General features: G+C 29.2%; 31 protein-coding genes, 2 pseudogenes and 1 riboswitch. Of the genes and pseudogenes, 5 read left to right on the top strand and 28 right to left on the bottom strand.

Features of this window, described 5'->3' with window-relative positions:
- Nucleotides 1-125: 125 nt before the first annotated feature.
- The 5 genes from L3B98_RS19075 to L3B98_RS19055 form a co-directional block, all read right to left on the bottom strand.
- Nucleotides 126-1688 (bottom strand): SPOCS domain-containing protein, encoded by a 1563-nt coding sequence (locus tag L3B98_RS19075; protein WP_015390715.1) that lies wholly within the window; start codon nt 1686-1688, stop codon nt 126-128.
- Between the two features lie 457 nt (nt 1689-2145).
- A complete protein-coding gene (locus tag L3B98_RS19070) occupies nt 2146-2382 on the bottom strand; it encodes a hypothetical protein (protein ID WP_015390714.1) in 237 nt (78 codons plus the stop codon).
- A 5-nt stretch (nt 2383-2387) separates the two neighbouring features.
- A complete protein-coding gene (locus tag L3B98_RS19065; protein WP_015390713.1) occupies nt 2388-2708 on the bottom strand; it encodes a heavy metal-binding domain-containing protein in 321 nt (106 codons plus the stop codon).
- A 244-nt stretch (nt 2709-2952) separates the two neighbouring features.
- Nucleotides 2953-3195, bottom strand: coding sequence for a Veg family protein (locus tag L3B98_RS19060; protein WP_015390712.1), 243 nt, complete (start codon nt 3193-3195; stop codon nt 2953-2955).
- Nucleotides 3196-3472: 277 nt separating this feature from the next.
- A complete protein-coding gene (locus tag L3B98_RS19055) occupies nt 3473-4888 on the bottom strand; it encodes a glycoside hydrolase family 1 protein (protein ID WP_077360283.1) in 1416 nt (471 codons plus the stop codon).
- A gap of 436 nt (nt 4889-5324) precedes the next feature.
- Here L3B98_RS19055 and msrA point away from each other — a divergent pair, with 436 nt between their 5' ends.
- A complete protein-coding gene (msrA, locus tag L3B98_RS19050) occupies nt 5325-5798 on the top strand; it encodes a peptide-methionine (S)-S-oxide reductase MsrA (protein WP_238917876.1) in 474 nt (157 codons plus the stop codon).
- A gap of 208 nt (nt 5799-6006) precedes the next feature.
- Here the strand turns inward: msrA and L3B98_RS19045 are convergent, their stop codons facing one another.
- The 11 genes and pseudogenes from L3B98_RS19045 to L3B98_RS18995 form a co-directional block, all read right to left on the bottom strand.
- Nucleotides 6007-7125 (bottom strand): DUF4179 domain-containing protein, encoded by a 1119-nt coding sequence (locus L3B98_RS19045; protein ID WP_238917875.1) that lies wholly within the window; start codon nt 7123-7125, stop codon nt 6007-6009.
- Nucleotide 7126: 1 nt separating this feature from the next.
- Nucleotides 7127-7687, bottom strand: coding sequence for a sigma-70 family RNA polymerase sigma factor (locus L3B98_RS19040; protein WP_238917874.1), 561 nt, complete (start codon nt 7685-7687; stop codon nt 7127-7129).
- A gap of 244 nt (nt 7688-7931) precedes the next feature.
- A complete protein-coding gene (locus L3B98_RS19035) occupies nt 7932-8390 on the bottom strand; it encodes an AraC family transcriptional regulator (RefSeq protein ID WP_238917873.1) in 459 nt (152 codons plus the stop codon).
- A gap of 219 nt (nt 8391-8609) precedes the next feature.
- On the bottom strand, nt 8610-8825 hold the full coding sequence (locus tag L3B98_RS19030) for a hypothetical protein (protein WP_015390705.1): 216 nt from the start codon (nt 8823-8825) through the stop codon (nt 8610-8612).
- Between the two features lie 256 nt (nt 8826-9081).
- The gene (locus L3B98_RS19025; protein WP_238917872.1) at nt 9082-10191 is read right to left on the bottom strand and encodes a leucine-rich repeat domain-containing protein; all 1110 of its coding nucleotides are present in this window, start codon (nt 10189-10191) and stop codon (nt 9082-9084) included.
- A 64-nt stretch (nt 10192-10255) separates the two neighbouring features.
- The gene (cobC, locus tag L3B98_RS19020; RefSeq protein ID WP_238917871.1) at nt 10256-10840 is read right to left on the bottom strand and encodes an alpha-ribazole phosphatase; all 585 of its coding nucleotides are present in this window, start codon (nt 10838-10840) and stop codon (nt 10256-10258) included.
- A 107-nt stretch (nt 10841-10947) separates the two neighbouring features.
- Complete coding sequence (locus L3B98_RS19015; protein ID WP_238917870.1) at nt 10948-11325, bottom strand: carboxymuconolactone decarboxylase family protein; 378 nt, start codon at nt 11323-11325, stop codon at nt 10948-10950.
- A gap of 67 nt (nt 11326-11392) precedes the next feature.
- Nucleotides 11393-12136: a MerR family transcriptional regulator gene (locus L3B98_RS19010; protein WP_238917869.1), complete on the bottom strand. Its 744-nt coding sequence runs from the start codon at nt 12134-12136 to the stop codon at nt 11393-11395.
- A 123-nt stretch (nt 12137-12259) separates the two neighbouring features.
- Nucleotides 12260-12511 carry a hypothetical protein gene (locus L3B98_RS19005; RefSeq protein WP_015390701.1) on the bottom strand — a complete coding sequence of 84 codons (252 nt, stop codon included), beginning with the start codon at nt 12509-12511 and terminating at the stop codon, nt 12260-12262.
- 79 nt (nt 12512-12590) lie between these two features.
- Nucleotides 12591-13291 (bottom strand): annotated as a pseudogene (locus L3B98_RS19000) (radical SAM protein).
- A 49-nt stretch (nt 13292-13340) separates the two neighbouring features.
- Nucleotides 13341-13436, bottom strand: a riboswitch (guanidine-I (ykkC/yxkD leader).
- A 48-nt stretch (nt 13437-13484) separates the two neighbouring features.
- On the bottom strand, nt 13485-13856 hold the full coding sequence (locus tag L3B98_RS18995; protein ID WP_238917868.1) for a MerR family transcriptional regulator: 372 nt from the start codon (nt 13854-13856) through the stop codon (nt 13485-13487).
- 108 nt (nt 13857-13964) lie between these two features.
- Between L3B98_RS18995 and L3B98_RS18990 the strand changes: the two genes are divergently transcribed.
- The 3 genes from L3B98_RS18990 (at nt 13965) to L3B98_RS18980 (ending at nt 16766) form a co-directional block, all read left to right on the top strand.
- Nucleotides 13965-14759, top strand: coding sequence for an SDR family NAD(P)-dependent oxidoreductase (locus tag L3B98_RS18990; RefSeq protein ID WP_238917867.1), 795 nt, complete (start codon nt 13965-13967; stop codon nt 14757-14759).
- Between the two features lie 144 nt (nt 14760-14903).
- Nucleotides 14904-16094 (top strand): alpha/beta fold hydrolase, encoded by a 1191-nt coding sequence (locus L3B98_RS18985; RefSeq protein ID WP_238917866.1) that lies wholly within the window; start codon nt 14904-14906, stop codon nt 16092-16094.
- Between the two features lie 51 nt (nt 16095-16145).
- Complete coding sequence (locus L3B98_RS18980; protein WP_015390696.1) at nt 16146-16766, top strand: TetR/AcrR family transcriptional regulator; 621 nt, start codon at nt 16146-16148, stop codon at nt 16764-16766.
- Nucleotides 16767-16861: 95 nt separating this feature from the next.
- Here the strand turns inward: L3B98_RS18980 and L3B98_RS18975 are convergent, their stop codons facing one another.
- From L3B98_RS18975 to L3B98_RS18965, 4 genes and pseudogenes are all read right to left on the bottom strand, one after another.
- The gene (locus tag L3B98_RS18975; RefSeq protein ID WP_238917865.1) at nt 16862-17077 is read right to left on the bottom strand and encodes a hypothetical protein; all 216 of its coding nucleotides are present in this window, start codon (nt 17075-17077) and stop codon (nt 16862-16864) included.
- 185 nt (nt 17078-17262) lie between these two features.
- Nucleotides 17263-17355, bottom strand: a pseudogene (locus L3B98_RS29155) (PadR family transcriptional regulator); the annotation flags it as partial.
- A 183-nt stretch (nt 17356-17538) separates the two neighbouring features.
- Complete coding sequence (locus tag L3B98_RS18970; RefSeq protein WP_238917864.1) at nt 17539-17793, bottom strand: hypothetical protein; 255 nt, start codon at nt 17791-17793, stop codon at nt 17539-17541.
- Nucleotides 17794-17805: 12 nt separating this feature from the next.
- On the bottom strand, nt 17806-18039 hold the full coding sequence (locus L3B98_RS18965; RefSeq protein WP_238917863.1) for a hypothetical protein: 234 nt from the start codon (nt 18037-18039) through the stop codon (nt 17806-17808).
- Nucleotides 18040-18178: 139 nt separating this feature from the next.
- Here L3B98_RS18965 and L3B98_RS18960 point away from each other — a divergent pair, with 139 nt between their 5' ends.
- Nucleotides 18179-18403: a hypothetical protein gene (locus L3B98_RS18960; protein WP_238917862.1), complete on the top strand. Its 225-nt coding sequence runs from the start codon at nt 18179-18181 to the stop codon at nt 18401-18403.
- Nucleotides 18404-19432: 1029 nt separating this feature from the next.
- Here L3B98_RS18960 and cas6 read toward each other — a convergent pair.
- From cas6 to L3B98_RS18920, 8 genes are all read right to left on the bottom strand, one after another.
- A complete protein-coding gene (cas6, locus tag L3B98_RS18955) occupies nt 19433-20125 on the bottom strand; it encodes a CRISPR-associated endoribonuclease Cas6 (protein ID WP_238917861.1) in 693 nt (230 codons plus the stop codon).
- 499 nt (nt 20126-20624) lie between these two features.
- Nucleotides 20625-21149 (bottom strand): hypothetical protein, encoded by a 525-nt coding sequence (locus L3B98_RS18950; RefSeq protein ID WP_238917860.1) that lies wholly within the window; start codon nt 21147-21149, stop codon nt 20625-20627.
- Between the two features lie 15 nt (nt 21150-21164).
- Entirely contained in the window at nt 21165-22034 is an 870-nt protein-coding gene (locus L3B98_RS18945; RefSeq protein ID WP_238917859.1) for an RAMP superfamily CRISPR-associated protein, read from the bottom strand.
- The gene (gene csx7, locus L3B98_RS18940; protein WP_238917858.1) at nt 22018-22818 is read right to left on the bottom strand and encodes a CRISPR-associated RAMP protein Csx7; all 801 of its coding nucleotides are present in this window, start codon (nt 22816-22818) and stop codon (nt 22018-22020) included. Before csx7 (L3B98_RS18940) ends, L3B98_RS18945 begins: the two co-directional genes overlap by 17 nt.
- On the bottom strand, nt 22818-23609 hold the full coding sequence (csx7, locus tag L3B98_RS18935; protein ID WP_238917857.1) for a CRISPR-associated RAMP protein Csx7: 792 nt from the start codon (nt 23607-23609) through the stop codon (nt 22818-22820). The genes csx7 (L3B98_RS18940) and csx7 (L3B98_RS18935) overlap by 1 nt, the downstream gene beginning before the upstream one ends.
- A gap of 16 nt (nt 23610-23625) precedes the next feature.
- Entirely contained in the window at nt 23626-24015 is a 390-nt protein-coding gene (locus L3B98_RS18930; protein WP_238917892.1) for a hypothetical protein, read from the bottom strand.
- An 11-nt stretch (nt 24016-24026) separates the two neighbouring features.
- Entirely contained in the window at nt 24027-25220 is a 1194-nt protein-coding gene (locus L3B98_RS18925) for a hypothetical protein (RefSeq protein WP_238917856.1), read from the bottom strand.
- Nucleotides 25217-25729 carry an RAMP superfamily CRISPR-associated protein gene (locus tag L3B98_RS18920; RefSeq protein WP_238917855.1) on the bottom strand — a complete coding sequence of 171 codons (513 nt, stop codon included), beginning with the start codon at nt 25727-25729 and terminating at the stop codon, nt 25217-25219. Before L3B98_RS18920 ends, L3B98_RS18925 begins: the two co-directional genes overlap by 4 nt.
- Nucleotide 25730: the final 1 nt, after the last annotated feature.

Raw genomic sequence — 25730 nt, 5'->3', positions numbered from 1 at the left:
CATATCATGCATTACATATTATGACCCACTATCAAATAATTATTCAAAAAAAAGATTCATTAAAATAAACTAAAATTTATTTTAATGAATCTCTAAGTTTCTAATTGATAATTGACTATTCTATCTTAAAAAATTGCTCGTCCCGGAATTATTATTTTTTGACCCGGTACCATATGTTCTGGTTCTTCTATCTTATTGACTTTAATCAAATCACCTACAGTTGTATTATATCTTTTTGCCAAATTCCAAAGGTTATCACCTTCGCCTAAGACATAGATAGTTATGCTTGCCTTCTTTTCTGGAACATTTCCTTCTTCTTCGATTATATCTGAAATAAACTCTTTATTCATTTCGTATAAAATTTTACCATTTAATATTATGTTCGCTTTTATTGCTATGCTATTGCCTTCAATAAATGCATCTATATTATCTAAATATGCCTTAACAATAGATTTCATATTTTCATCAGCACCTGAAATATCAATCATAGCAGAAAATGGCACTTCTGCTTTAATACTTGCCATATACCTGTCTTCATCAGTAGTTTTATACAGTATGTCCACCTTAATAATTCCTTCTACAGCTACTCTATCTCTCATTATCTGCTTATCAGTTAAAATAATATTTCCATTAACTGCTATAATATGTTCTGGTCTTAAATCATTCTCCTTCAATTGAATGTTATGCTTAACTATTGCTTCTGTATTATTCATTCCTTGAAGAATTCCAATGTCATGATCTTCTTTTTGAAGCCCTAGTAAACACTTTGGTGAATATGCATCTTTAATTGTATCTATGTTTTCTTTAGAGAATATTTTAACATTTACCTTGACTACAATTTCATCATTTATAATCCTGACTTCTCCCAAATCATCTTCTTCTAACATCAAATTATTATTAGTAATTTCATAAGTAGCTGTTGGGAACATATCTGATGTAATACCACTTATTGCTTCTTCCTTTGATAAGTACACATCATCTTCTAATGGAAGTATGTCTTTTGAGTCTTCACCCTTATACAAAATATTTAGCTTGCAGTAACAGCCAAGTTGAATTTTATCATCTACAATCTTTGCTTCCTTCTTATGCAATAACATAGAACATTTTAATATTTTATTTATCTGAGGTTTATCCATGCCAACTCTAATCATAGATTTACCAGTCATCTCTATATCTTGTGCTGCATTAATCTTATTTATTGTTTCAGTATTTTTTAAAACTTCCACATCATCATTGCCTTCTATATCTTTTACAAATTCAAACTCATTGCTCTTATAAAGTTCCCAATCTATGTTGATAATCCCTTGAATAGCTATTTTCCTTTCATTCATTATATTGGCATCAATGTGATCAACATTACATTCAGCCTCACAAATAACTCTATTTTCGCCTTGCTTCAAATCAATATTATTTGAAAAATTTTGAGTATAGTTAACCGAATTAGCAATAAGTCCATCTTCTCTTGCTAAATATATTACAGTATATTCAACCTTTCCTTCTATTACTATCTTATCTCCAATTAAATCTTTACTCATTATCATTGGTCTTGCTTCAACAGTTAATATTTCTTGTACATCAGGATGTGTATCTGGGATTAAATATTCATCTTTTAGTAATGTATTCGTATTATTTTCTCTGAGCAATTGTTCACATTGAACATTTTCCTTTATAACATCTATATCTGCCATATTTTTACCTCCATAAAATTCCTACTATTCATTTATATACTTTGTAATTAAAAATTATGCCAAATGCATTTTTCTTATTTTTAATAATATTTCCCTAAAATGGCTTAATAACTGACATTTACCAGCTTCATAGCTACTAATATACATATTTATTTTACATATTTCAAAATTCTTTTATTTTTTTTTATTTTTTTGCTTGACATATGATTCAATATGTCGTAATATAGGAAGTGGTTATTGACCATATAACCTCTCATAAATTCTCAATACCCTTTTATACCATAGTTGAAAGATGGAAACCCACCATCTTTCTTTTTTATTTTATAAAAAAACTTTGTTAAAAAAGATTTTAATAATACATTACATTTTAAAAAGTAATCAAAAAATTTTTTTAATCCATCTTTTAGAAGAAAGATGATATAATATCTTGCCTTTTCTTAGAGGTAAGCTTCAAAATTTAACCTTCATCCTCTTCTTCATGATAAAATCTTTCTCCAGTAGCAGAATTATAATAAACCCTAAGTCTTTTATTAGTTGTAGGATCTATTGTTACCTCCTCAGTCCTCTTAAACCCATTTGGAACTTTTGAGCCATGATTTTTTTTATATCTCTTATCTAAAAATACGAATGAAACAACAGCAAATATCACAATTCCCACTTCAACTAAAACATAAATATCAAACATTTTGTACATGTTATCTATTCCTTCTCAATTACTACTGCAGTACCAAATGCTAATACTTCACTCATATTCTGGCCAATCTCACTAGAGTCAAATCTCATCATTACCACTGCATTTGCTCCCATTGCAGATGCGTTTTTAACTAGACGGTCAACAGCTTGTTTACGTGCATCTTCAAGCATTTCTGTATACTCATGAATTTCACCGCCAACAATACTTCTTAAGCTAGCAACTATGTTTCCACCTAGTCCACGACTTCTTACTATCAATCCAAAAGCCTGCCCCTTTACTTCCTTTACCTTATACCCTACAATGTTTTCTGTTGTAACAACTATCATTGAATCATCCTCCTTTAAAATCACCTTATTTTGTAATTCTCTATATTCATTTAATTATACTCCTTATATTTGAAGTAAAACATATATATTTAAACATTAAAGTTATTTCTTTGAAAATATAATAATAAACTCCTTTAGGGGAGTTTATTATTAATTGTTAAAGCCCTTTATACCATCAGCCTTTCATACTTCAAAAATCATGTATTTTCCTAGAAAATAAAAAAAACCCCGATTTAATCGAAGTTTATATTATAGTTGGAAATACCAATTGTACAGTCTTTGTTAATACATCTGAATAACTATAAGTCACAGTCCTTTGGGTGTCATCTTTTAATCTTATGACGAAAATACTTGGATACACACTTTCAATGATACCATCATTAACTAAAATCTTTTTCCTTCCACCATTAGCCTTTAGAGTGACCTTCTGACCAACATGTCTCTCTATGTCATTTTTTATGGAAGCAATAGTTTTTACTTTTTCCACGTAAACACCCTCTTTCACTGTATATTATATACCACCTACTTATTTTTGTCAAGCAAAACATATATTTTATCATTTACATATATATATTGTCAAGATAAACTTCGTATTTATATCATTTTTTTAATTTACTTCATTATATTATTTGTATTTTCAAAATTATTATTCTCTTTTTTTATAAATAAGTAACAATTAATGAATTAGTAAATATGCTTCTCAAATTTTTTATAACCAAAATTAAGGCACTGAAAAATTATTCAGTACCTTAATTTTATATTTTTTATTTTTTTAAACTTGCTCCATTAGTAGATATAACTTCTTTATACCAATTAAAGCTCTTCTTCTTATATCTTTCTAAAGTTCCACTTCCATCATCATGTCTATCAACATATATAAAACCATATCTCTTCTTAAGTTCAGCTGTTGATGCGCTAACTAAGTCTATACAACCCCATGTAGTATACCCCATAAGCTCAACACCATCTTCAATAGCTTCTGCAACTTGAACTAAGTGGTCATTTAAATACTTAATTCTGTAATCATCATTTACTGTCTTATTACCATTTTCATCAGTTATTAATTCATCCACTGCACCTAGTCCATTTTCAACTATAAATAATGGTTTTTGATATCTATCATAGAATTGGTTAAGAATATATCTTAATCCTTCAGGATCTATTTGCCATCCCCATTCTGAAGCTTTTAAATATGGATTTGGTACTCCAAATATAAGATTACCTTCCCCAGCTTTATTCTTCTCTGGATCTGCTGTTGCACATGAACTTACATAATAACTAAAAGAAATAAAATCAACTGTATTCTTTAAAATTTCTTTATCTTCTGGCTCCATTTTTATTTCTATATTATTTTCTTTAAAGAATCTATTCATATATTTTGGATATTCTCCTCTTGCATGAATATCTGCAAAGAAAAGATTTTCTCTATCCTTCTCCATTGCCTTAAGTACATCACTTGGCATTGGAGTTAATGGATAATTTGGTACTCCAAGAATCATACATCCAATTTTAAATCCTGGATTTATTTCATGTCCAATTTTAACTGCTAAAGCACTTGCAACTAATTCATGATGCATTGCTTGATATAAATCCTGCTTACTTAATTTTTCTTTTGGAGTCCATATACCAGCGCTCATATAAGGTGCATGGATTGCTGAGTTAATTTCATTAAAAGTAAGCCAATACTTTACTTTATCTTTATATCTTGTAAAAATTGTTCTAACATAGTTTTCAAAAAATCCAACAAGCTTTCTGTTAGCCCATCCATCATAATTCTTAGCTAAAGCAAGTGGAGTTTCATAATGCGAAATTGTAACTAAAGGTTCAATTCCATACTTAGCTAATTCATCAAATACGTTATCATAGAATTGTAATCCCTTTTCATTTGGTTCTTTATCATCACCATTTGGGAATATTCTTGACCATGCTATAGATAATCTAAAAGTCTTGAAGCCCATTTCAGCAAATAATTTGATGTCTTCCTTGTATCTGTGATAAAAATCAATTCCTATAAGCTTCATATTATCTTCTGTAGGTTCATCTGTTAACGGACCCATTAATCCTTTTGGAGCTATATCTTGAGTTGATAATCCCTTACCATCTTCATTATATGCACCTTCAAATTGGTTAGCAGCAGTAGCTCCTCCCCATAAAAATCCTTCTGGAAACTTAATTGCCATAATAATTCCTCCTAAATTTTATATTTTTTTATAAAAAATACCCAAGGAATATAGATAAAATATTTATTCTATATCACTTAGGTATCGCCTGCATTATCAGTAACAATCCATTACTTATTTATGTTGTCATTATCACTATATTTATATACACAATAGGAAATAATATTTAATTCCCATATTTAGAACTAACTTTGCTCTTCAACATTATTATACTATAAAATTTAATATTCTACAAAAGAAACATTATCCTTCCGCCCGTTAGCTTATTAATGTTATCCTTTCAATTAACATACACTACAAAAATAAACATTATTATTCTACATAACAAAAAAATATATTTTGCTCTTGAAAATAGTATTGACTTTATACTATATTGGAATTAAGAATAATCTTATTTATAAAATCTCATAATAATTTAATAAAGAGGTGATTTGAAATGAAAAAAATAGTATTAGCAGGCGGATGTTTTTGGGGTGTAGAGGAATTTATTTCTAGAATAGATGGCATAGTCGAAACCAAAGTTGGTTATGCAAATGGAACCACAGCAAATCCTACATACGAAGAAGTTTGTAGCGGAAGCACTGGCCATACTGAAGCTTGTTATATAACTTATGATGAAACTAAAATAAGTTTAACCACTTTACTAGATAAATATTGGGAAATAATAGACCCTACAAGTTTTAATAAACAAGGAAATGATATAGGCAGCCAATACAGAACAGGAATTTATTATATTGACGAAAATGATAAAGACTTAATTATGCAAAGCAAAACGTCTCTTCAAAAAAACTATACTAAAGATATAGTAACTGAAGTAATGCCCTTGAAAGGTTTCTATGCTGCTGAAGAATATCACCAAAAATACCTTAAGAAGAATCCAAATGGTTACTGTCATATAAAGTTAGATTAATAACAAAGGCTTTAAGTAAAGAAACTTCTTCTTTATTTGAAGTCTTTTTTTATCTTTAACTTTTTAAACAAAAAAAGAATGATCTACTAGGGGTAATAGATCATTCTAACTACTAACTATTATTTATTTAATAAGGGGTAAATAATGTATATATATCTTATACACTTATAATATAAGATATTTGTGGCAATAATGTGACAAGTTATAATTATTTTTCTAGATCAATAACAATATCGTCCAATGTAATTCCGCCACTTATAGGATGTTCCTTATCTATAATAGGACTTGTATTAACTACATGTCCCTCTCCATCACTCGATTCTTGATGAACATTATTTGATAAATGCACTTTAGGAGTTATTATTAGTTTAGTTGCATTAGGATTTAACACTCCAAAACTTGACATTGATTTTCCAGAATTTCTTCCTTCACTACCTTCATTTGTTAAAATATTGGTTGCTTTATAAACATTCCCAAAATCATCTTTTACTTCTTCTATTGGAATATCCACAACAAAATATTTTTCCTGTAGCTCTTTTGACACTTCTTGAGAATAGTTTAAAGTAAAGGATACGGGAGTTTTAGAAATGCTTTCTAGGTTTAATTTAACCCCATCTTTTTCAGTTGTCTTATTAATTAATTGATTGACACTATTTAATGCTTTCAAATTAATTTTAAACTTCCACTCTCCCTTTGTTTCTTTAGAATTCTCTGAACTCATATCTCCTATATCCGTAAAGTTTAGTTCAAAGCTTATGGCCTTTCTTTCTTCATTAATGGTAACAGTATCTTGGCCTACATAAGTATTCTTAGCAACTTTCTTTACTCCAGAACTGCCTCCTGATCCGCCACTATAATCTTTTATATTAATTCTTGGTCCATTCATGTTGAAGAATGGATTATCCCCCAAATCCTTATCACTTATTATTTCATAAGTGTAAGTCAAAGTTCTTCCATCAAAAATCGCTTCTTTTATAGTAACTTTAATACCATTGCTTTCTTGTGTAGCTCCTACTATATCTGAATATTCCTTATATTTATCATAAGCCCCTGTTCTCCCATTATCTATAAACCTAAATATATCTCCAACTATTGGAACTTCTGCCGCATAGGATGGATATGCAATTCCAAAGATTCCTGTACCGCTAATTAAAGAAAAAACTAAAACCGCTGCAGCCATCCACTTCCTTTTCCATGTTTTCTTTTTATTTATAGACTTCTTTAAATATTTTTTCACCTTTGCTTTTTCAATATCAGATACATTCATCATTTCCATTTCAGCTTCCTCTATATCAACTTCATTTAATATTTCATAAATGTCCTTCATACTACACTACCTCCAAATTTAATCTGGTTATTTTCTCACCAAGCTTCTTCTTTCCTCTATAAATTCTATTATCTATTGCTGCTCTTGTAAGTCCTAACTTCTTAGCAATATCCTCAGACTTTATTCCTAGAAAAAACTTCATAACAAATATATCTCTATCCATAGGCTCAAGAGCATTGATTAAATTTAATAGTTCACTTCTCTCCTCTGCCTTAATAATTTCTTCTTCAACTAATTCATTTGAACTAATTTCTCTATCTTCTATACTTAAATCTATATTTTTAACTTCTCTTCTGTAATAATCAATAGCTTTAAATTTTGCTATTTTAAATATCCATTTCTTAAAATCAACCTCTTCACCAGTAAATTTATCCGAATTGTTCCATATTGAAAGAAAAACATCATTTATACATTCTTCAATAAGCTCATTCTTATCAATACTTGCTAACACTTTATATACAGCCGATTTAACTAGTCCTAAATATTTATCTACTATAAATTCTAGTGCATCTTCTTTCCCTCTTTTTAATCTACTAATATAATTTTTTTCGGTACACCTCATTAAAATTTCTCCAATCAATTAGTTTCGTAAAAGCTCTTACATATTATATAACGTAAATAAAAATATTTTCTCTCATATAATAACAAATAACAAAAAAAGAATGATCTACTAAGGGGTAATAGATCATTCTCACTACTAATTATTATTTATTTAATAAGGGGTAAATAATATTTAAATATCTTATACATTTATAATATAAGATATTTATGGCAATGATGTGACAAGCTAGAATTTTATTTTCGTTCTACTGAATAGCAATGTATAAATAACAATGTGCCTTTCCATCTTTAGTATATTCAACAGGAACTGTACTTTCATAATCCTCTGTAAAAGATCTATTTATATCCCCTGCTTTTTGCTGCCGCCATACTTTTTCCCAAGCTTTTCTTGTACACGCACCTATGTCTCCATTTTCGTCTTTTTCATCATATTTTTTATACAAACCTTTGATTACTGCCACCTCAATTTTTTCAAAGAAGTCTGCAGTTACAGCCATCACAGTAAGATCATAATCTCCACTTTCATCACTAGAATAATTACTATATCTCGAAACTGGCGATACACCTTGCTGAAACTCATGCTGGCTATCAAATAGTAGTGGAAGTTCTCCACTCACAATAGCTTCCCACAGCTCACCAATCCCTTTCATTCCTTCTTCAGAATTATTAGTTCTTATTGTTACTTCTTTTAATTTATAAGCCATAATTTCACTCATCTCCTACATAATATATTTGATATCCCGTTCTACCGTTTATAAAAACCCATCTTATTAAAATTATACCATTCATCAATTTTTTCTTCTGATTTATAATTCAAGAACAAATTGTAACCCTTCCTTTCTTAAAGTATTGTATAACTAAAAAGATGACACCTATATGTCATCTTTATAAAGTTCATTTATTCTTTTTTTAAGTTCCTCTTTCTACTGCTCTTTATCCCATTCAGGCAATAGAAGTTCAATATGTCCACACTCTGGACACTTAACTAGACGCTTTCCTAATATATGTATAGTAAATATATATTTCATAATACCTATTTTGAAATTCTTTCCACATTTAGTGCACACAAAATGGGTCTTTAATGCTTTAAACGCTGCAAATATTAAAACCATAACTATAATTATCCATACTATCCACATTTATTTTCACCTCATTAGATTTTTAATACAAATGCAATTTGCTTACTAGTTATGATATACGCATTACAACTAATAAGCAAATTGTATTTTTCCGAATAGGTGTTATAATTATATAAAATACTCTATATTTTACCAATAATAATGAAGGGTTGTGATTTTATGTATTGGATTATAATACCTGTAATGATTATTCTAGCAGTTCTTGAGCTTATTCGTCACGATAGAAATAACTATTAAAGATATAGCAATATTTATATTATTTTATTACTATCTTACTACTATCCATATATGTAGCTGAATTATCCTCTAGCTGAAGGAGCAATTCTTTAGTTTTTTCATTTTCCAAATAAAATATAGTATTAACACAGCCCAAAAATGCATTTTTCCCTATACTTGTTACACTACTTGGGATTGTTACATCTGCTAAACTAACACATTCATAAAACGCATATTTTTCTATACTCACTAATCCATTTGGAATAGTTACCTTTTCCAGATTACTGCAGCCATAAAATGCGCCACTTCCAATACTTGTAACGCTGTCCGGAATTTCAATGCTTTTTAAGCCAATACAACCATAAAACGCACTATCCCCTATACTTACTACACTATTAGAAATTGTTACACTTTCTAAGCTAATACAATCTGCAAATTCACTACTGCTTATATCCGTTACACCACTCGGAATTTTTATGTTTATCAATTTATTACAATGACCAAAGGCATTATTGCCTATATTAGTCACACCATCAGGTATATTTATACTTGCTAAGCCATTACAACCATTAAAGGCTTTTTCTCCAATACTTGTTACACTATTAGGAATTGTTATACTGGTTAGATTATGAGAGGATATAAATGTCCCATCTCCAATACTTACAACACTTTTCGGAATTGTATAGTTTGTCTCTTTTTTTCCTTCAGGATATTTTATTATTTCAATCTTCAGCTTATTGAACAACACCCCATCAATGCTCGTATAATATTTATTATTATATTTCACAAGTATATTCTTTAAATTAACACAGTTTCCAAAGGCATTAATCCCTATATTCTTTATGCTATCAGAAATTGTTATCTTTTCTAATTTACTGCAATCTGCAAATGCATTTTTCCTTATACCTGTCACTGCTTCGCCATTAATTGTATCTGGTATAACTACTTTAGTTTGCTTCCCTATATATTTTATTATTTCTCCTGTTTTCGAATCAAATTTAAAATCTGCTTCGCTACTTATTGGATCTGCATATGCTTCACTAAAATTTGTATGGTAATAATTACAAATTACATCTTTAGCTGCATAACAAATAATTAATGCAATAAGTATTGCTAGAACCATAATTTTCTTCGAAAAGTTTTTTATCATAATCTTATCCCCTTATTTTCTACTGAACACAATGCTTACAATATACTAAATAAACTTAAAGTATTTATATGTTAGATTGCAATTGCAGCAACAAATCACTATCTACCTCTGTAATTGAAGTATTCTCTGTTTTGAATTTAGTCATTTCATCAAATGGAGTGTTAGTTAAGAAGCATTGTATACTCATGATTACAGCACTATGAGTTACAATTACAACATCCTCACAATTTTCCTTAATAATATTCTTTATTGCAGCAAAAACACGCTTTAACATATCCTCATAGGATTCTCCTTTAGGAGTTTTAGTGTATCTTCGATTTATGTACCATTCCTCATATTCAGTCGGATATTTTTCTTTGACTTCTGCCCAAGATAAGCCTTCCCATACTCCTAGATTCATTTCTTCTAATCCTTCTATTACTGCATACTCTACATTAGTAGCTTTACTTAAAATTTCTGCTGTCTTACTTGCTCTTTTTTGTTTACTTGAGTAAATCTTTGAGAAGTTATATTTGTTTTCCAACATCTTACTACTCAATTCTTCTGCTTGTCTGATGCCAGTAGCATTAAGTTCAATATCGCAACTTCCCTGTATCTTCCCTTTTATATTCCATTCGGTTTCTCCGTGTCTTATCAATAATAATTTCATATCTCCTCCATAAAATTTGTATATTTCAATTAACAACACTCAATGAATGTTGATTTCCTTCTGAGATCTTTATATCTTGAATAATTCTTTTTGTAACATATATAAATTTATTTATTTAAATTCATCTCCTGAGCCTTTTTTTCTGCTGCATTGATTGCTTCAACCCCTGCTTTACATAATACATTGATACCTTTAACAATAGTTACAATTACAAAGGCTTCTACTAATTCTTCCATAGTTAATCCTGCTTCTATAGCTGCAACAGCATGTGCCTTTGCACCGCTCACTTCATCATCCAAACTATCTAATATAGTAAAAATTAATTCTCTAGTCTTTTTAGGTAAATGTCCATTTTCAATTGACTCACGCATTACCAAATATCCTTTTAACCCATCTGGAGAATACTTAGAAAGTGCTTCAGCAAATGGTGGATTCCACTTCAATTCATTTTTATAGTAATTAATTATACTTTCAAAATCCTTCATACTAACTTATACCTCTATACTATTTTATTTTCCATCATAGATTAATTATAGCATAAATTGTCAGCAATTATTTTATCTTGTTATTTAGGCAGTAAATTTCAATTGCTTTTGAAATAAATTCTGCTGTTCCCTCACCATTACTATCAATATTTTTCTTAAACCTTTCATCTTCAACATACATCATGCCTAAACCTTGTAAAATCTCATTTGTACATTTATAAAAGCTCTTAGTAATGAAATTCTGCCACTCCTTAACCAACTTCTGTACATCTTCACTATCAGGTGTTTTATCCATATTATCAGCAAAAGCTTTTAATAGCTTTTTACTTTCAGCATCTATTTCACGCCATTGCTCCTTACCATAATTTTTTGCTTTTTCTTCACTTTCAGCATAAGCCTCAGTATTACCAAAACGTTCCTTAACTTCTTTTGCATACTTCTTTTTAGCACTTTCAATTTCAGTCATATCAAATTCTTTAAAACTCATTTCTCCATCTCCTTTTATTGTATTTTCAACAAGAGTTACCAATTTATCAATACGTTCACGCTTTTTTAGCAATAACTCTTTGTGCTTTTTTAATGCTTCAGTCTTATCATATTCAGAATTAGTCATTATTTCTTTGATTTCATTAAGGGGAAAATTCAATTCTCTAAAAAATAATATCTGCTGTAATTCAGATAGACTATTTTCATCATATAAACGATAACCAGCATCTGTAATTTGACTAGGTTTAAGTAGTCCTATTTCATCATAGTAATGGAGAGTTCTTGTAGTTATCCCCGTTAATTTTGCTACTTCATTAATTTTCATTTCTTCACCTCTTTTCTAAAGTATATTTATAAAATACACTATCACGTTACGTTAAAGTCAATAGTTATAAAAAAATAGCAGTTCCAAAAAATAAATTTTAAAACTGCTATTATTATACAATTATTAACCTTTAAGTCCCTTTGATTGACGTTCCATATCTTCAATTACAATATCATAGATTTCTCCTAAAGAAGCACAATACTCTAATACCTTCCATGGCTCATTAGTATGGTAATGAATCTTAATTAATTCCTCATCTCCTACAGCAAGTAAGCAATCTCCTTTGAAATTCTTTGTGAAATACTCATTAATTTTATCCTCATCGAGATTTTCTCCCTCAATTAGCAATTGTGTATCATATCTATATTCTAACATAATGTTTTCCTCCCCATGCTATAATTTATCTTTGTAATTATCTTATTTTATTACTTTAGCATTACTTTTACAATATGATTTAAAACTTCCATGCATCATCTAGTAATGCCCTTGAAATTTCCCCATATCTTTCATCAGTTATACCAAGTTTTTTCTTAAATCTATCCTCTTCCATTCTTGCAACAATTATCTCATCAGGAGATATTTCCTTAATTACAGCTTTTATCTTCTCAATTGATTTTTCATCATCATTGTAGCCTTTAATTATAGTAATTTCAAATATAAATTTCCCTTTGTATTGCTTATTAAAAGAAGCCATATTAGAAATATATTCTGCTAAGGTATATCCTTCAATTGGTCTTTGAACTTTTTGAAAATCTTCTTCTGTTATTACTTTTATCTCTCCAACCACTTCATCACATTTATTAGCAATTTCTATATATTCCTCCCTGCTTAATAAATATCCATTAGAAAGCAGTCTTACTTGCAGGCCTTTAGCTTTAACAAAATCAATAATATCATCAATTTTATCATTTACTAATGCTTCTCCCTTTGAATTAATAAATATTAATTCCGCTTTTCCATTCTCTATTTTGCTTTCTAATTCAACCAATGAACTATCTATTCCATCAAAGGATTTTTGTGTATCCACTTTATTTTGCGACCTTCCAATTGGACAAAATATACAATCGAAATTACAATGTTTTCTGGAAGTACATTAACTTCCAACACCCTTCTCCCATCTTCCATATAAATATCTTTGTAACTAAAATTATTCATCACTTTTTCCTCCTTAAAAATAAAAAAAGCCTGGGAGATATCATTAAATATCTCCCAGGCTTTTATCCTTCCGTGTCCACAGTTATCCGTGTGTTTTCTCTCGGACCTGCCAGTTACAAACTGCGGAACCCTAGAAAACTTAAATATATAATTAATTTACTTTTTACAAGTTTAAAACTGTAGGCTAATTTTATCATAATATTAATTTTTCATCAATAGCTGATCTATAAAAATCAATTTTTTCATTTAATTTTTGAAGATTTTCATTAGCTCTCATGATTTCTTCCTCTAAGGCAGTTCTATGTCTTATAAGCATCTCCATTCTTTCAGCCATAGTTTTATCCCCAATAGCTCGTAGCTTTGCATATTCCTGAATCTCCTTAATAGGCATTCTTGTTTCTTTTAATCTTTTTATAAACGCTATCCAAGTTACATCTTTTTCACTATAATAACGCCTTCCATTTTCTTTACGCTCTGGAGCAATTAAACCTTCTTTTTCATAGTAACGTAAGGTATCTATACTCAGATTAGTAAGTTTTGAAAATTCTCCTATTGAATAATTCATTTTTAGATTCTCCTTTTAAGCTCTAACGATAAGCTCCAAAATTGCTTGACCTGGAGTTAACTCCACATTGTACAATTTCAATATATCATAAAAATGGGAGTGATTCAAATGAAGGAAAAACAAAAATATATAGTTATTACAGGTGCAAGTTCAGGGATAGGATATGAGACTGCAAAAGCCTTTGCAAAACGCAATAAGAATTTAGTTATTGTTGCTCGCAGTAAAGAGAATTTAGAAAAATTGAAAGAAGAAATCTTACAGGAGAATCCATCATTAGATGTAATAATTAAATGTGTTGATTTATCTATAACATCGAATGTACATCAACTTTACGAAGAATTGAAACCCTATTGTATAGAGACTTTAATTAATAATGCTGGTTTTGGTAATTATTCTAGTGTAGCTGATCAAGATATGGAAAAAATTGAAACTATGCTTCGCTTGAATATAGATGCTTTAGTAATATTATCCTCACTATTCGTGCGTGACTATAAAGATGTGACTGGTTCACAGCTTATAAATATTTCTTCAAGTGGTGGATATATTATTGTTCCAAATGCTGTTACCTACTGTGCTAGCAAATTTTTCGTAAGCACCTTTACTGAAGGCTTAGCAAGAGAATTAAAAGCCTGCAATGCTAAACTGCAAGCAAAAGTACTTGCACCAGCTGCCACTAAAACAAACTTCGGAAACATAGCCAATAATGTACAAAAATATGATTATGATAAGTCTTTTAGTACTTACCATACTAGCAAACAAATGGCTGATTTTTTACTTAAATTATATGATAGCAATGAAGTAATTGGACTAGTTAATAGAGAAACTTTTGAATTTGAATTAAGTTCTCCACTCTTTAATTATTCAGGAAATTCTCAAAATAATCAAACATGTTATACCTTATAGAATTATATACATTAATTCATAATCAACTGTAAAGTATTCCATCAATATATTTAGAGTATTTACTCTAAATATATTGACAAGGTATTCCAAAAGTATTATTTTTAGAGTAAGAGCCCTAATTTTACAAAAAGAAGGTTTAATTCTATGGGATTTTTATTTAAAAACAAACATTTTGATTATCAAGCTCTCCGTACTCTTGGAACTACACCTGTAGGCCAAGCAGATATCTCTGAAGTTACAGCTACAAGCCAAAAAATAAAGAATGGAAGCTGCTCCAGTTGGTGTACCGAATGGGAAAAAACAGCTGATCGAGTTCGTAAATTTGGAGAAGAGTGTTTAAAAGAAGGCTTGGAAACAAGTGCCTCTGAATCTTTTCTTCGTGCTTCCAACTATTACAGAACAGCAGAATTTTATCTCAACTACGGAAGTAACAAAGAATATATGGATAAAATAAATACGTTAAGCACACAGTGCTTTAACCTTGCAATTAAGTATGGACCTTATCATATAGAACCAGTAGAAATACCCTTCGAAGGGATTAGCCTACCAGGTCATTTTTATCATGCAGACACCAAAGGACCTGCTCCAACTATCATAGTCATATCTGGAAATGACGGCACTAAGGAAGAATTATATGCTATTGGTATTGCTGCAATTAAACGTGGTATGAATTGCTTAGCTTTTGACGGACCAGGACAAGGAGAAAGTATCCGTAGACGTAATATCCCCTTCCGATATAATTATGAAACAGCTATTTCCCCTGCAGTTGACTTTGTTCTTAAAGATTTATCTGTAGACCATGACCGAATAATTTTATGGGGAGAAAGCCTTGGCGGTTATTTTGCACCTCGTGCAGCAGCCTTTGAAAAAAGAATTTCAGCCTGCATTGCAAATGGAGGCTTATATGACTGCCTTAGTTTAAATCCTAAAAAGCGTGAGGCTACATTAAACAAAATTCATAAACATGCAACAACTTTTAACCTAATATCTCGTATGCTTATGAAAATGAGTGTAGCTCTTGATTGGAGATTTAGACATGGTTTTTTAACATTTGGAGTTGATACTCCAGCCGAATATGTGCTTAGTTATAAAAATTTCTGCTTAGATGGTGTAACTTCAAAAATATCCTGTCCAGTTCTTGTTATAGGGAATGAAAGTGATAAAAAAGCTTGGAATACTCAGTCAAAAATTCTTTATGATAAATTGGAATGTCCAAAAGATTATTTATTTTTCACCAATAATGAAGGTGCAGGATACCATTGCCAAGTAGGATGCCGTATTTACGCTAACGATCGTATATTTAACTGGATTGAAAAAACTATTGCTACCATTTAAAATATTTAATAGTATTTATATACACAGACTTAAAAAGTGAGGATTGATTATATGAACCAGGAACAGGAAACACATGCACCAAGACAAAAAAGAAGTGAACTTACTAGAAGTAAAATTTTAGATACTGCCTTGGAACTATTTTGCCAGAAGGGCTACTATAAAACTACCACAAATGAAATTGCAACTTGTGCAAATATATCCATAGGAAATCTCTATTTCTATTTTCCTAACAAAGAAACTATATTTCTTGAAATATTAGATAGGTATCATCAATCTTTCTTGGCTATCCATGAAACTTTTTTAAGCGAAATGGAAAATTTGAATGATAATTTTAGAGATTTTCTCATGAAGTTAATGGAAGTTATCATTAAAAATCATGAAGAGTCAAAAGCACTTAACCAAGAAATACAAATTCTCAGCTTTTCAAATCCTAAAGTTGCAGAAATTCTTGAAACTCAGCAGACACATGTTGAAAATGCCGTACTTCGCTATTTTCAAAAAATCAAAGATAAAATCAAGGTACACGACATCGAGGCGGCTACCTCAATTACTTTTTCATTAATCAATTCCATTGTAGATCAAATAGTCTTTTCAAAAAATAAAATTTCCCGAAAGCGTCTATTAGAAGAAACTGTGAATGCTGTAGAAGCTTATCTTTTTGTAGTTGATTAATATAGCTTAATGCATTATTATTTGAAACATCTATCATTTATAAAAGTCAAACAGCTTCAAGGTTACTCTTCACCTTGAAGCTGTTATTTAAAAAACTATTTATTAGCACCATTCATTAAACTGTAAGTTCTAGCAAAAGCACTGAACAAAATTCCAGTTATAGGGTAGACAATCCAGCATATCCTCCATCCATGGAAAAGAAAGCCCCATACTAGAAATACACAAGTTGCAAGAGGAAATACAATATGAGATACGGCACCAATAACTCTATTATTTTTTCTATTTACTGAATAATAGTATCTATTTATCATTAGTAATTTTTTATAAGCATCATTCTCTGAACCGAATCTAATAAATATAGAAACTGCAGCTGCAATTATTAATAGTAGAATAACTGAACCATAGTTTTATCCCCTAACTCCAAACATACTGCCAATAACAGCAGCTACAGGAGATAAAACACAAAAACAAACTCCAATTATAATAGCAAATTTATTTTTGAAATCTCGTATCCATAGGAATCCCCTTCCAAAAGTATACTCAGTATAATGGTGTCATTGTAACCTCTTATAACATCGCTACTAATCAAATATATTCCTCCTTATTAAAAGATTACTTCATCTATCGGTAGTAAAGTACAACACAATTACTACGACAGGTAAAGTAGTTTTAAAAATTAAATGCATATAAAATAGCTACACCTTTCTTATAAACAGTGTAGCTATTTTTATTAATTAAATATTGTATTAAAAGTCTTCTCATAATATAAAGATTATGTTAATGAATAAATAACCCCAGATAAAACACATCCTAACGGAAATATTATAAATATAATTCCTAAAATTATCGAACTTATATTAAATTGAGGTTTTAATAAAACATTATTTGTTTTTATTTGTTTAAAGTATATTTTATTCATTGCCATGCCTGTACCACCGATAATTATCAGACATGCTCCTATAAAGCAAATAAGAAAAATGATAATTCCAATTATAGCAGCAATAAATGGTAAAAGTATAATGCCCATCAAATCTCCTCCTTATAATCTATTCAAGATTAACATTCCGGCAATCACATAACACAAAGTTACTACAATGCCAACCCACATATGTATAGCTGAAAGTAGCCAATAAGCAAATTTTATCTTTTTATCAGCTGTATCAAAGTTTTTACTCATCTTCATTCCTTTATATCCTCGTATTATAGCAATAATGGCCAAGAGTAACGCTAATATAAGTGCTAAAAGAATAAATACATTTAGTAGTGATTTCACCTTTTCCCCTCCTATACGTTAATGATTAATTCACTCATCATTATTTATTTCCCTCCAAAATTCTTCTCCACATGAAAATTATAGCAAATAATACCCGCAACGTTAATTTATTTTTATCAATTTATGCAACAACTGAAATTTGGCCATATATCCTTTAGGAAAATTAAATGGAAATGATAAGCTTATTACATGTGATCACGAGTTAGGACATGCTCTTATTCATAAAAATTACAATTGTGCTTATCTTAAAACTAGCACTTATACAAATGTAAATGAACTAGAAAAACAAACAGATATTTTTTCATCACTCTTTGAAACACCTATTATCACCGAAGATATGCTTGCAGGAAAAACTTTAGTTTAAGTTGCAATTGAACTCAAGGTATCAAAAGAATTATTAGAACTCAGATTGATCATTTGTGATTTCATTTAGATAATGGAAAACTCTAAGCCAACTTAAATATAGATTTTAGGTTGGCTTAGAGTTTTAAAGATTATTCAATTTTATAGTTCTTATTAAGATTATTAAATGTAGCTTATTGGTAACTCTCATTTTATTAAATACATCTCATGTTGAAGTTAATCAAATATAAAAACTTCAGAAGCCTTTTTATCATTAGCATTTAAATACATCAAATGTTAAAGTTAATCCGGAATAGCAATATAAGTGTTGCATTTGGAACTGAATTTAAATACATCCAATGTTAAAGTTAATCCGAATCTATCCTGAAGGTATAACAAATAAAAATTAATTTAAATACATCCAATGTTAAAGTTAATCCATAGCAAAATAGCCATTCCTTAAAATCAATAATATCATTCATCTCTTTTAGAATCAACTTTTGCATAAAAATTTACCAACCGTTTTATAAGTTTTAGGTAATACTAAAAACTTTCTTCTTAAAGCTTTATTTTTACTTACTTTCATGAAATTCAAATCACCTTATGCCTGGGAAAAAATTCAATCTCAATCAAGAAATAATAGACTTGATAACAAGTTCACTAATTTGTACTGTACTTAATCACATACAAATTTAATACATCACATGTTAAAGTTAATCATAAGCGTCCAACAGCTCTTGTAACACCAGCTATGGTATTTAAATACATCCAATGTTAAAATTAATCGCCTGTTGTTTCCGAAGTCAGAGGTATAGAAGCAGTATTTAAATACATCTCATGTTAAAGTTAATCCATATTCCTTAAAGTCAATAATATCATCCAGCCCTCTTATAATCAACTTTCTCATAAAAATTTATCAGCTGTTTTATGAATTTTAGCTAACACTAAAAAAGTTCTTCTTAAGTCCTTACTTTTACTGACTTTCATCAAGTTTTACCAGTTCTATGGCTGGAATAAAAAAAGACATTTATATTTTAATAACAATTTTTTACTATACCCAGCGATATCCCATAAAACCAAAGCCTCTAGCGTTCATTTCCCCCATACCAACTCCTAATGCCATATACGCCACATATTGCGAAATATCATCTTCTAAAATATCCAATAAAATTTTATCTCCTAATAATGTTCTACCTTTATATGGAGTTCCTATTGGCTTATTATTTCTTAATTCTATAGATGAATATAATTTAAAACTTTCATCTATTTTTTCTTGAAAAATGTTATTATGCTTCTTTATTAGATTTTCTTTAATTCTCCTTTGAAAATTATCTAAACTTATTAAGTCTTTCCAATATCCATCATCATTTTTTATTATCAATGGAGTAATAGAATAAATCTTTTTTAATTTCTTTATGGGGATTACTCTTAGTTCTGATTTTAAGCCTTTTATTGAAGATGTATATGCATTAGGAAGCTTATTATTAAAATAAGTCACTAAGTATTTATCAACTGTTCTTATAGTTATTGTATAAATGTTTCCTTCCTTATATACCCCATCTTTCTCTAATGGATAAAAGGAATTAAAACAATAATTTTTAAAATCATTTTTATTATGTAATTCTAAAGTTCTTTCTTCTTGTGCTAATGTCTTATCAATTAATTTTAGAATTTTATTCTGAGAATCATTTAATTCTATATCTTCTAGTAGATATACTTTTAATAGGATTTCGAATACTTTCATTTTTATTTCACCTTTCTTATGTCCAATATTACAATTAATCAATATCTTGTTGAAAATGGAGCAGATGTTCACACCTTTAAATACATCTCATGTTAATGTTAATCTGTTAATGATTGCAATTATATCTTTGATTTACAAAAATTTAAATACTTTTCATTTTAAAGTTGCTCGTAATTGGAAAAATACAAGATAATGGTACATTCATATTTAAATACATCCTATGTTAGAGTTCATCTTGGATAAGAAACAAGACAGGCAGTTATCATATTCCAGTTTAAATGCATTACATGTTAATATTAATCCTACAAAAATCAGTCATTATTGTAACAAAACAATCTCTACACGTATGCACTAATAACACATTCATAAAATTTTACCAAGTGAATATACAAATTAGCCCTATTTAATTTATATCCCTATGCCTACGGTATCTAGATTTGCCAATGTAGGATAACTGTAATTATCACTTGGTAATTTTCTATTTAATCTACCTATTTTCTTATTGACTTTTCCACTTCATAAGTTGCTCTGCCAGCGCACTATTTAATCCCTCATTACTATCACTTTTTACAGGTGAATACGATTTAGTTTTCTCATTATTATATTTATTTGTATTAGATTTATTGAAATTATTATTATGATAATTATTATTTTTATTTCTAGCATTAAAATTTTTATTCTTGTTATCGTAGTTTTCATTACTTTTTTTAGTCTTAATAATTCTTCCAACCCATGAAAAAACAAATTCTAATTCTTCAAAGCTTAAAGAATTTATTTTGTATTCTCTCTTATTTACGATATTATCAACAAAATTCCCATAGCCTTCTTTTTCTGAATTTCCTCCAAAGGTGCTACTTTTTAGCTTTTTTAACACAAATTCAAATTTATTTATATCATTATATTTCTTAGCAATCTCTATAGCATTGATTATTTTAGGAGTATAATTTCCGCAATTATCATTTCTAATATCTTTTGCAATTGAATCAACTAATAGTAACAGTTCTTTTTTTCTATCTATATTCAAAGAAATCTCCCCCTACTAATATACTAAACCTTCATAATCTGGTGTTTTTTTAGCATTTTTAAAACTATATATCTTACTTAGTAAACCTATATTCTTTTTAATATCATCTGGACACTCTACTATATAATCTTTCGCATATTGTACATATTTATTATCTTTTGCTATTATTTCTATTGAACCATAATAAGCTGGTTTACCATAGCCCAATTTATGATTAAAATCACCTGCAAGTCCTAATGAGTAACATAGTAGTCTTAATTCTTCTTCATCTAAATCTTCATATAATACTGATCCTTTAAATGTAGAATTTTTCATTAGACATTCGCAATTATGCTCACCTTTTTTTAATATAGACTCTATTCCATGATTATATATCTTATATCCTCTAAGTACGCCTGACTCCAAATATATACTAGATACTTTTACATTAGGAGGCCTTAATGCTGGGAGACCTATTATATCCACTGCTCCACTATTTTTGTTACATACGAAATTAGAAAACTTAATTTTACTTCTCTTACCCATAGCTCCAAAAATATCGCATATTATGCACTTCTGCAGAAAGCCACATGACTTTTCTTTTCCCTTTGGTAAAAACCTTTGTTCCTCCTTTGTTGCAGATATACAGCTGTTTGAAACCATTTCTGCTAAATTTCTTACCATTCCCTTTAAGCTTGTCCCAGGGACTGCATAATTATCTCCAATTGTATAAAATTTTTTGTATAAAGTCTCATCTTCATTCATATCATAAGAATCTTCAGAAATATGTATGGCATTAAGCACCTTTATTTCCAAATCGATTTTCCCTTTTAATCTACAATTATCCAAATTCATTTCAGTATATTTTGTTTCTAAAAACGGAATAAAGTTATATGGTTTGCTCATCTGTATCACCATCTCTTTTTAGCTTTGTAAGATCTATATAAGATACTAATTTTAGAATCTCATCAAATCCTTTAATAGTTTTTATATTATAGTAGTCTTTAAATTCATAGTTCTTAGACGAAAGATCTTCCTTGCAATATTGTTTTATTTTCAGCTCTAAATTTTCTGCCTTTACACATCCAAATCCTTTTGAAGTTAATCCACCTAAAGTTAAAAATCCTTCATTCATTACTTTTATTAATTCTAAAAGTAATTTTATTTGATACGGCTCAAAATTTTGAAGCAATATCTTCTCTTTAAATGTAGCATTTTCAAGATATTCAAAACTATAAAGTGCTTTGTTTTTACTTGCTCCAGTTATTCTATCTATAGCAACACAGGTTCTTTGACCAACTTTATACTCACCAACCACGTGTGCATCTCCAAAAGTAATTCTGCTTTTAATAACATTTGACCCAAATAGTCTACAGATTGGACAACTCTTTTTATAACGTTCAATTCCAGTTTGAGGTTTATATTTATTGTTTGGAATACAATCTTTTTTGTTTATAATATCACAAGCTCCATTATTTCTTAATATTCTTTCAGCCCTACTTCTAAATGCTCCCTTTAAGCTCGTCCCTGGAATAAAAGGTTCAAGTTTTCCGTCTTTATATGAAGTAATATATTTTCCATCAACTGCTGCTGGATCTAATGAATTATCTCCACCTTCTCGAATAAATAGTGGACCTTGAGTAATTATATCAAATGTTAAAACTGCTTCGTTTTTTATCTGACCAAACATTATAAGTTCACCTCCAAAGTACCTTTATTACTATCATTAATCCCATTAACAAAGTACTCTCGCATATTATCTTTATTTATTAAATAGATAGACTTTGAAATTAATTTTACATTACCTAATCCTGCTGAAGTTTTACCTCCAACCTTCATTTCTCCTTCTTGAAGAAAATTAAACATTATTTTTAATAAATTTATGTGCTCCTCTTCTAAATTATCAATTGTCATCTCAAATTTAAATTCTGTCCCTGCTGCCACTGCTTCAAACGTATACTTTTTCTTATCTGCAGCTGTTAATGTATCTCTATCAATAGCAACTCCATCTCTTTGATAAATATAAGCCTTTTCACCTATTAAGGTTGCATCTGAAATATTTAGTTTTGATGAAAAATAGTGTCCACCAAATAATTTGCATACATCACATTGCTTTTTATAAATATCAGTAGCAATTTTTTCTTCTTTTCTACTATCATCTTTATATTTTTGTTTTATTATTTCTACTTCTCCATCGGAGATGCATTGTTTCATTTTCATTTCTGAATTTCTATCAAATACATTGCAACTTCTATATTCTTCAAAAATTCCAGAATTAAAAAGTCTCTCCATAAAAGACCTTAGTACACCTTTTAAAGAGCTCCCTGGTATAAATGGATTTCCATCTTCATCTTTTATTACAGAATTGTCTACTGCTGTTGGCGAAAAATCCATTTCACCTGTACCAATATGTATTGGTGCTTCAGCCCTCAAAATTCCTTTAATAATATACTTATTATTAAATTTATCTAACAAATACATTAAGACATCCCCTTTCCTAAATCTCACCTTTTTCTATTGCAGTCTTTTTCCAAAAAAGATATCCGAAATACAATGAAATAATTTTAAGTGCTTCTTCATCATTTTTGTTTGCCATTTCATAGATCTTATCCATATCTTTTATAACAACTTTCCCAAATACTTCATTGTTAGATAATCTATATTCCCATCCATTACCTTTCCCAATTTTATATTGAATAAAAAGTCTTATTTCTTCATAACAATCAGCTTTTTCACATGCAGCCGCTACACTTCTTATATTACTAGAACCAAGCTCGCTTTCAGTTCCTTTTAAAAGTTTCCCCTTATTATTTTTCTTATTCCAAAATTCTTCGTCTTTTCCAAACTCATTAACCATTCCTATTATTTCTTTTTTATAATCAACCATCTCCACATTAATTACCTCCCTAAATAAATTTCAAAAGCCCCAAAGCCATTTTCATTTTCAAACCCAAATCCATATTTTTGTTTTGCTTTAAAATAAGAAAATATATAATCAACAGATTCTTCACTTGAGAAAACTATAACAGTTCCTTTAGATATTAAGGTCACTGCTTTTTCCCTTTTATCTTCAGATACATTTGAATTATCGTAGCCTCTGTAGTTAACAACTTCTGTATAAATCTTTTCTATCTTAATATTCTCATCAAGTTCTAATGGTTTCCTCCAAAGTTCTTTTAAGTCTACTGTACTTAAAAACTTTTCCCCGTCAAAATCAAAATCTAATATGCAGTCTCCTATAAATTTGATTGCAATATAATTTGCTTCCGCATTAAATAAGTCTTTATAATTATTAGCTGCTTTATAGGCCTCTGAAAATTTTTCTACATCTTGTGATTTAAGATCTTTCTCTTCTCCTTCTTCTAGTTTTAGAAGATTGCATTTTCCAAGTCCAGTTGTAATATCTCCACCAACTCTTAATCTCCTAAATAAAAGTAAATCTTTTTCAGCTATCCCATCTATAACGCCCTCATATTGAAGTTTGCTTTTATCTACTTGTATTTCCTTTGAATTTTCTAGATCATATTTTTCAATTGGTGTACTAGATATCATTTCTACACTATAAAGCATTCCATCTGAAGATGTCTTTGAATATGGATTAATTTTGTTTTTAGTTACTATACTTTTTATAACCTTATATGGCTTTTTGTTTTCTCCAGTAGTTCTTAATCCACTAGGAAATTCCACTCTTGAATCACAATCTTTACAGCCGCTCTTGGTATCATCAACAAGTAAGTCAACAAAGCCGTGTTCTTCTTCTGTCTTACAAACCATTGCTGTTTGAGGTATTATTTCTGCTCCCTTTGGATAAAAATATGAGAATTTTATATTAGAAAAACTCTTACATATATTATTAAATTGACATCCATTACAGCCTTGTTTATCTCTAAAATAAACCCAATTATTTTTCTTTTGTCCATTTACCTCAACAATATCATCTTCATTTCTTTCATAGCAATTATCTAAAATTACTTTTGAAAACGCAGCTCTAACAACACTTCCCTTAATTACCTCATCACTTTCAATAAAGTTATGAGAACGCTTTTTACTTCCTATCAATAAAGGTGATTTAAAATCTAATAAAACCCTCATTCTACCACCTCTTCTATATCAATTTCTACTTTTCCAAGTCCACTACTTGTACTTCCTCCAATTGAAGAAATCATCTTAATTGCTAATTTCAAATCATCTTTTATTGAATTATCGCTGCCATAGTTAACTTCTATTTCCCCTACAAAAATTCCACTTATAACTTCTTTTGAATAAAGTGCACCATCTATAGTTACTTTTCTATATCTATCAATGGCATTTCCATATCTAATACTTGTTGAATATTCATTATTTGAAAGATAAAAATTATCCACAATAACTTTTGATGGTTTATAACCTCCATCTCCGAATAATTCTTTTGTTCTTTCTTCATCTGTTATCATTCTATACTGTTCTCTTATTTTTCCCTTTACTGTGCTTCCTGATATATATGGGTTTCCATTTACATCTTTAATCGAAGTACTTTTTACAATTCCACTTTCTTGGTTTCCAGAACTTATATTAAAGGGCGTTTTAGTTTTTATTGTTAGCTTATAAATTTCAATGCTCATA

Source organism: Clostridium sp. YIM B02555 (assembly GCF_022320955.1).
In the GTDB taxonomy this organism is placed as follows: Bacteria; Bacillota; Clostridia; order Clostridiales; family Clostridiaceae; genus Clostridium; species Clostridium saccharoperbutylacetonicum.
The sequence above is the reverse complement of the archived record's forward strand: the minus strand, read 5'-3'. Positions and strand labels throughout refer to the sequence as shown.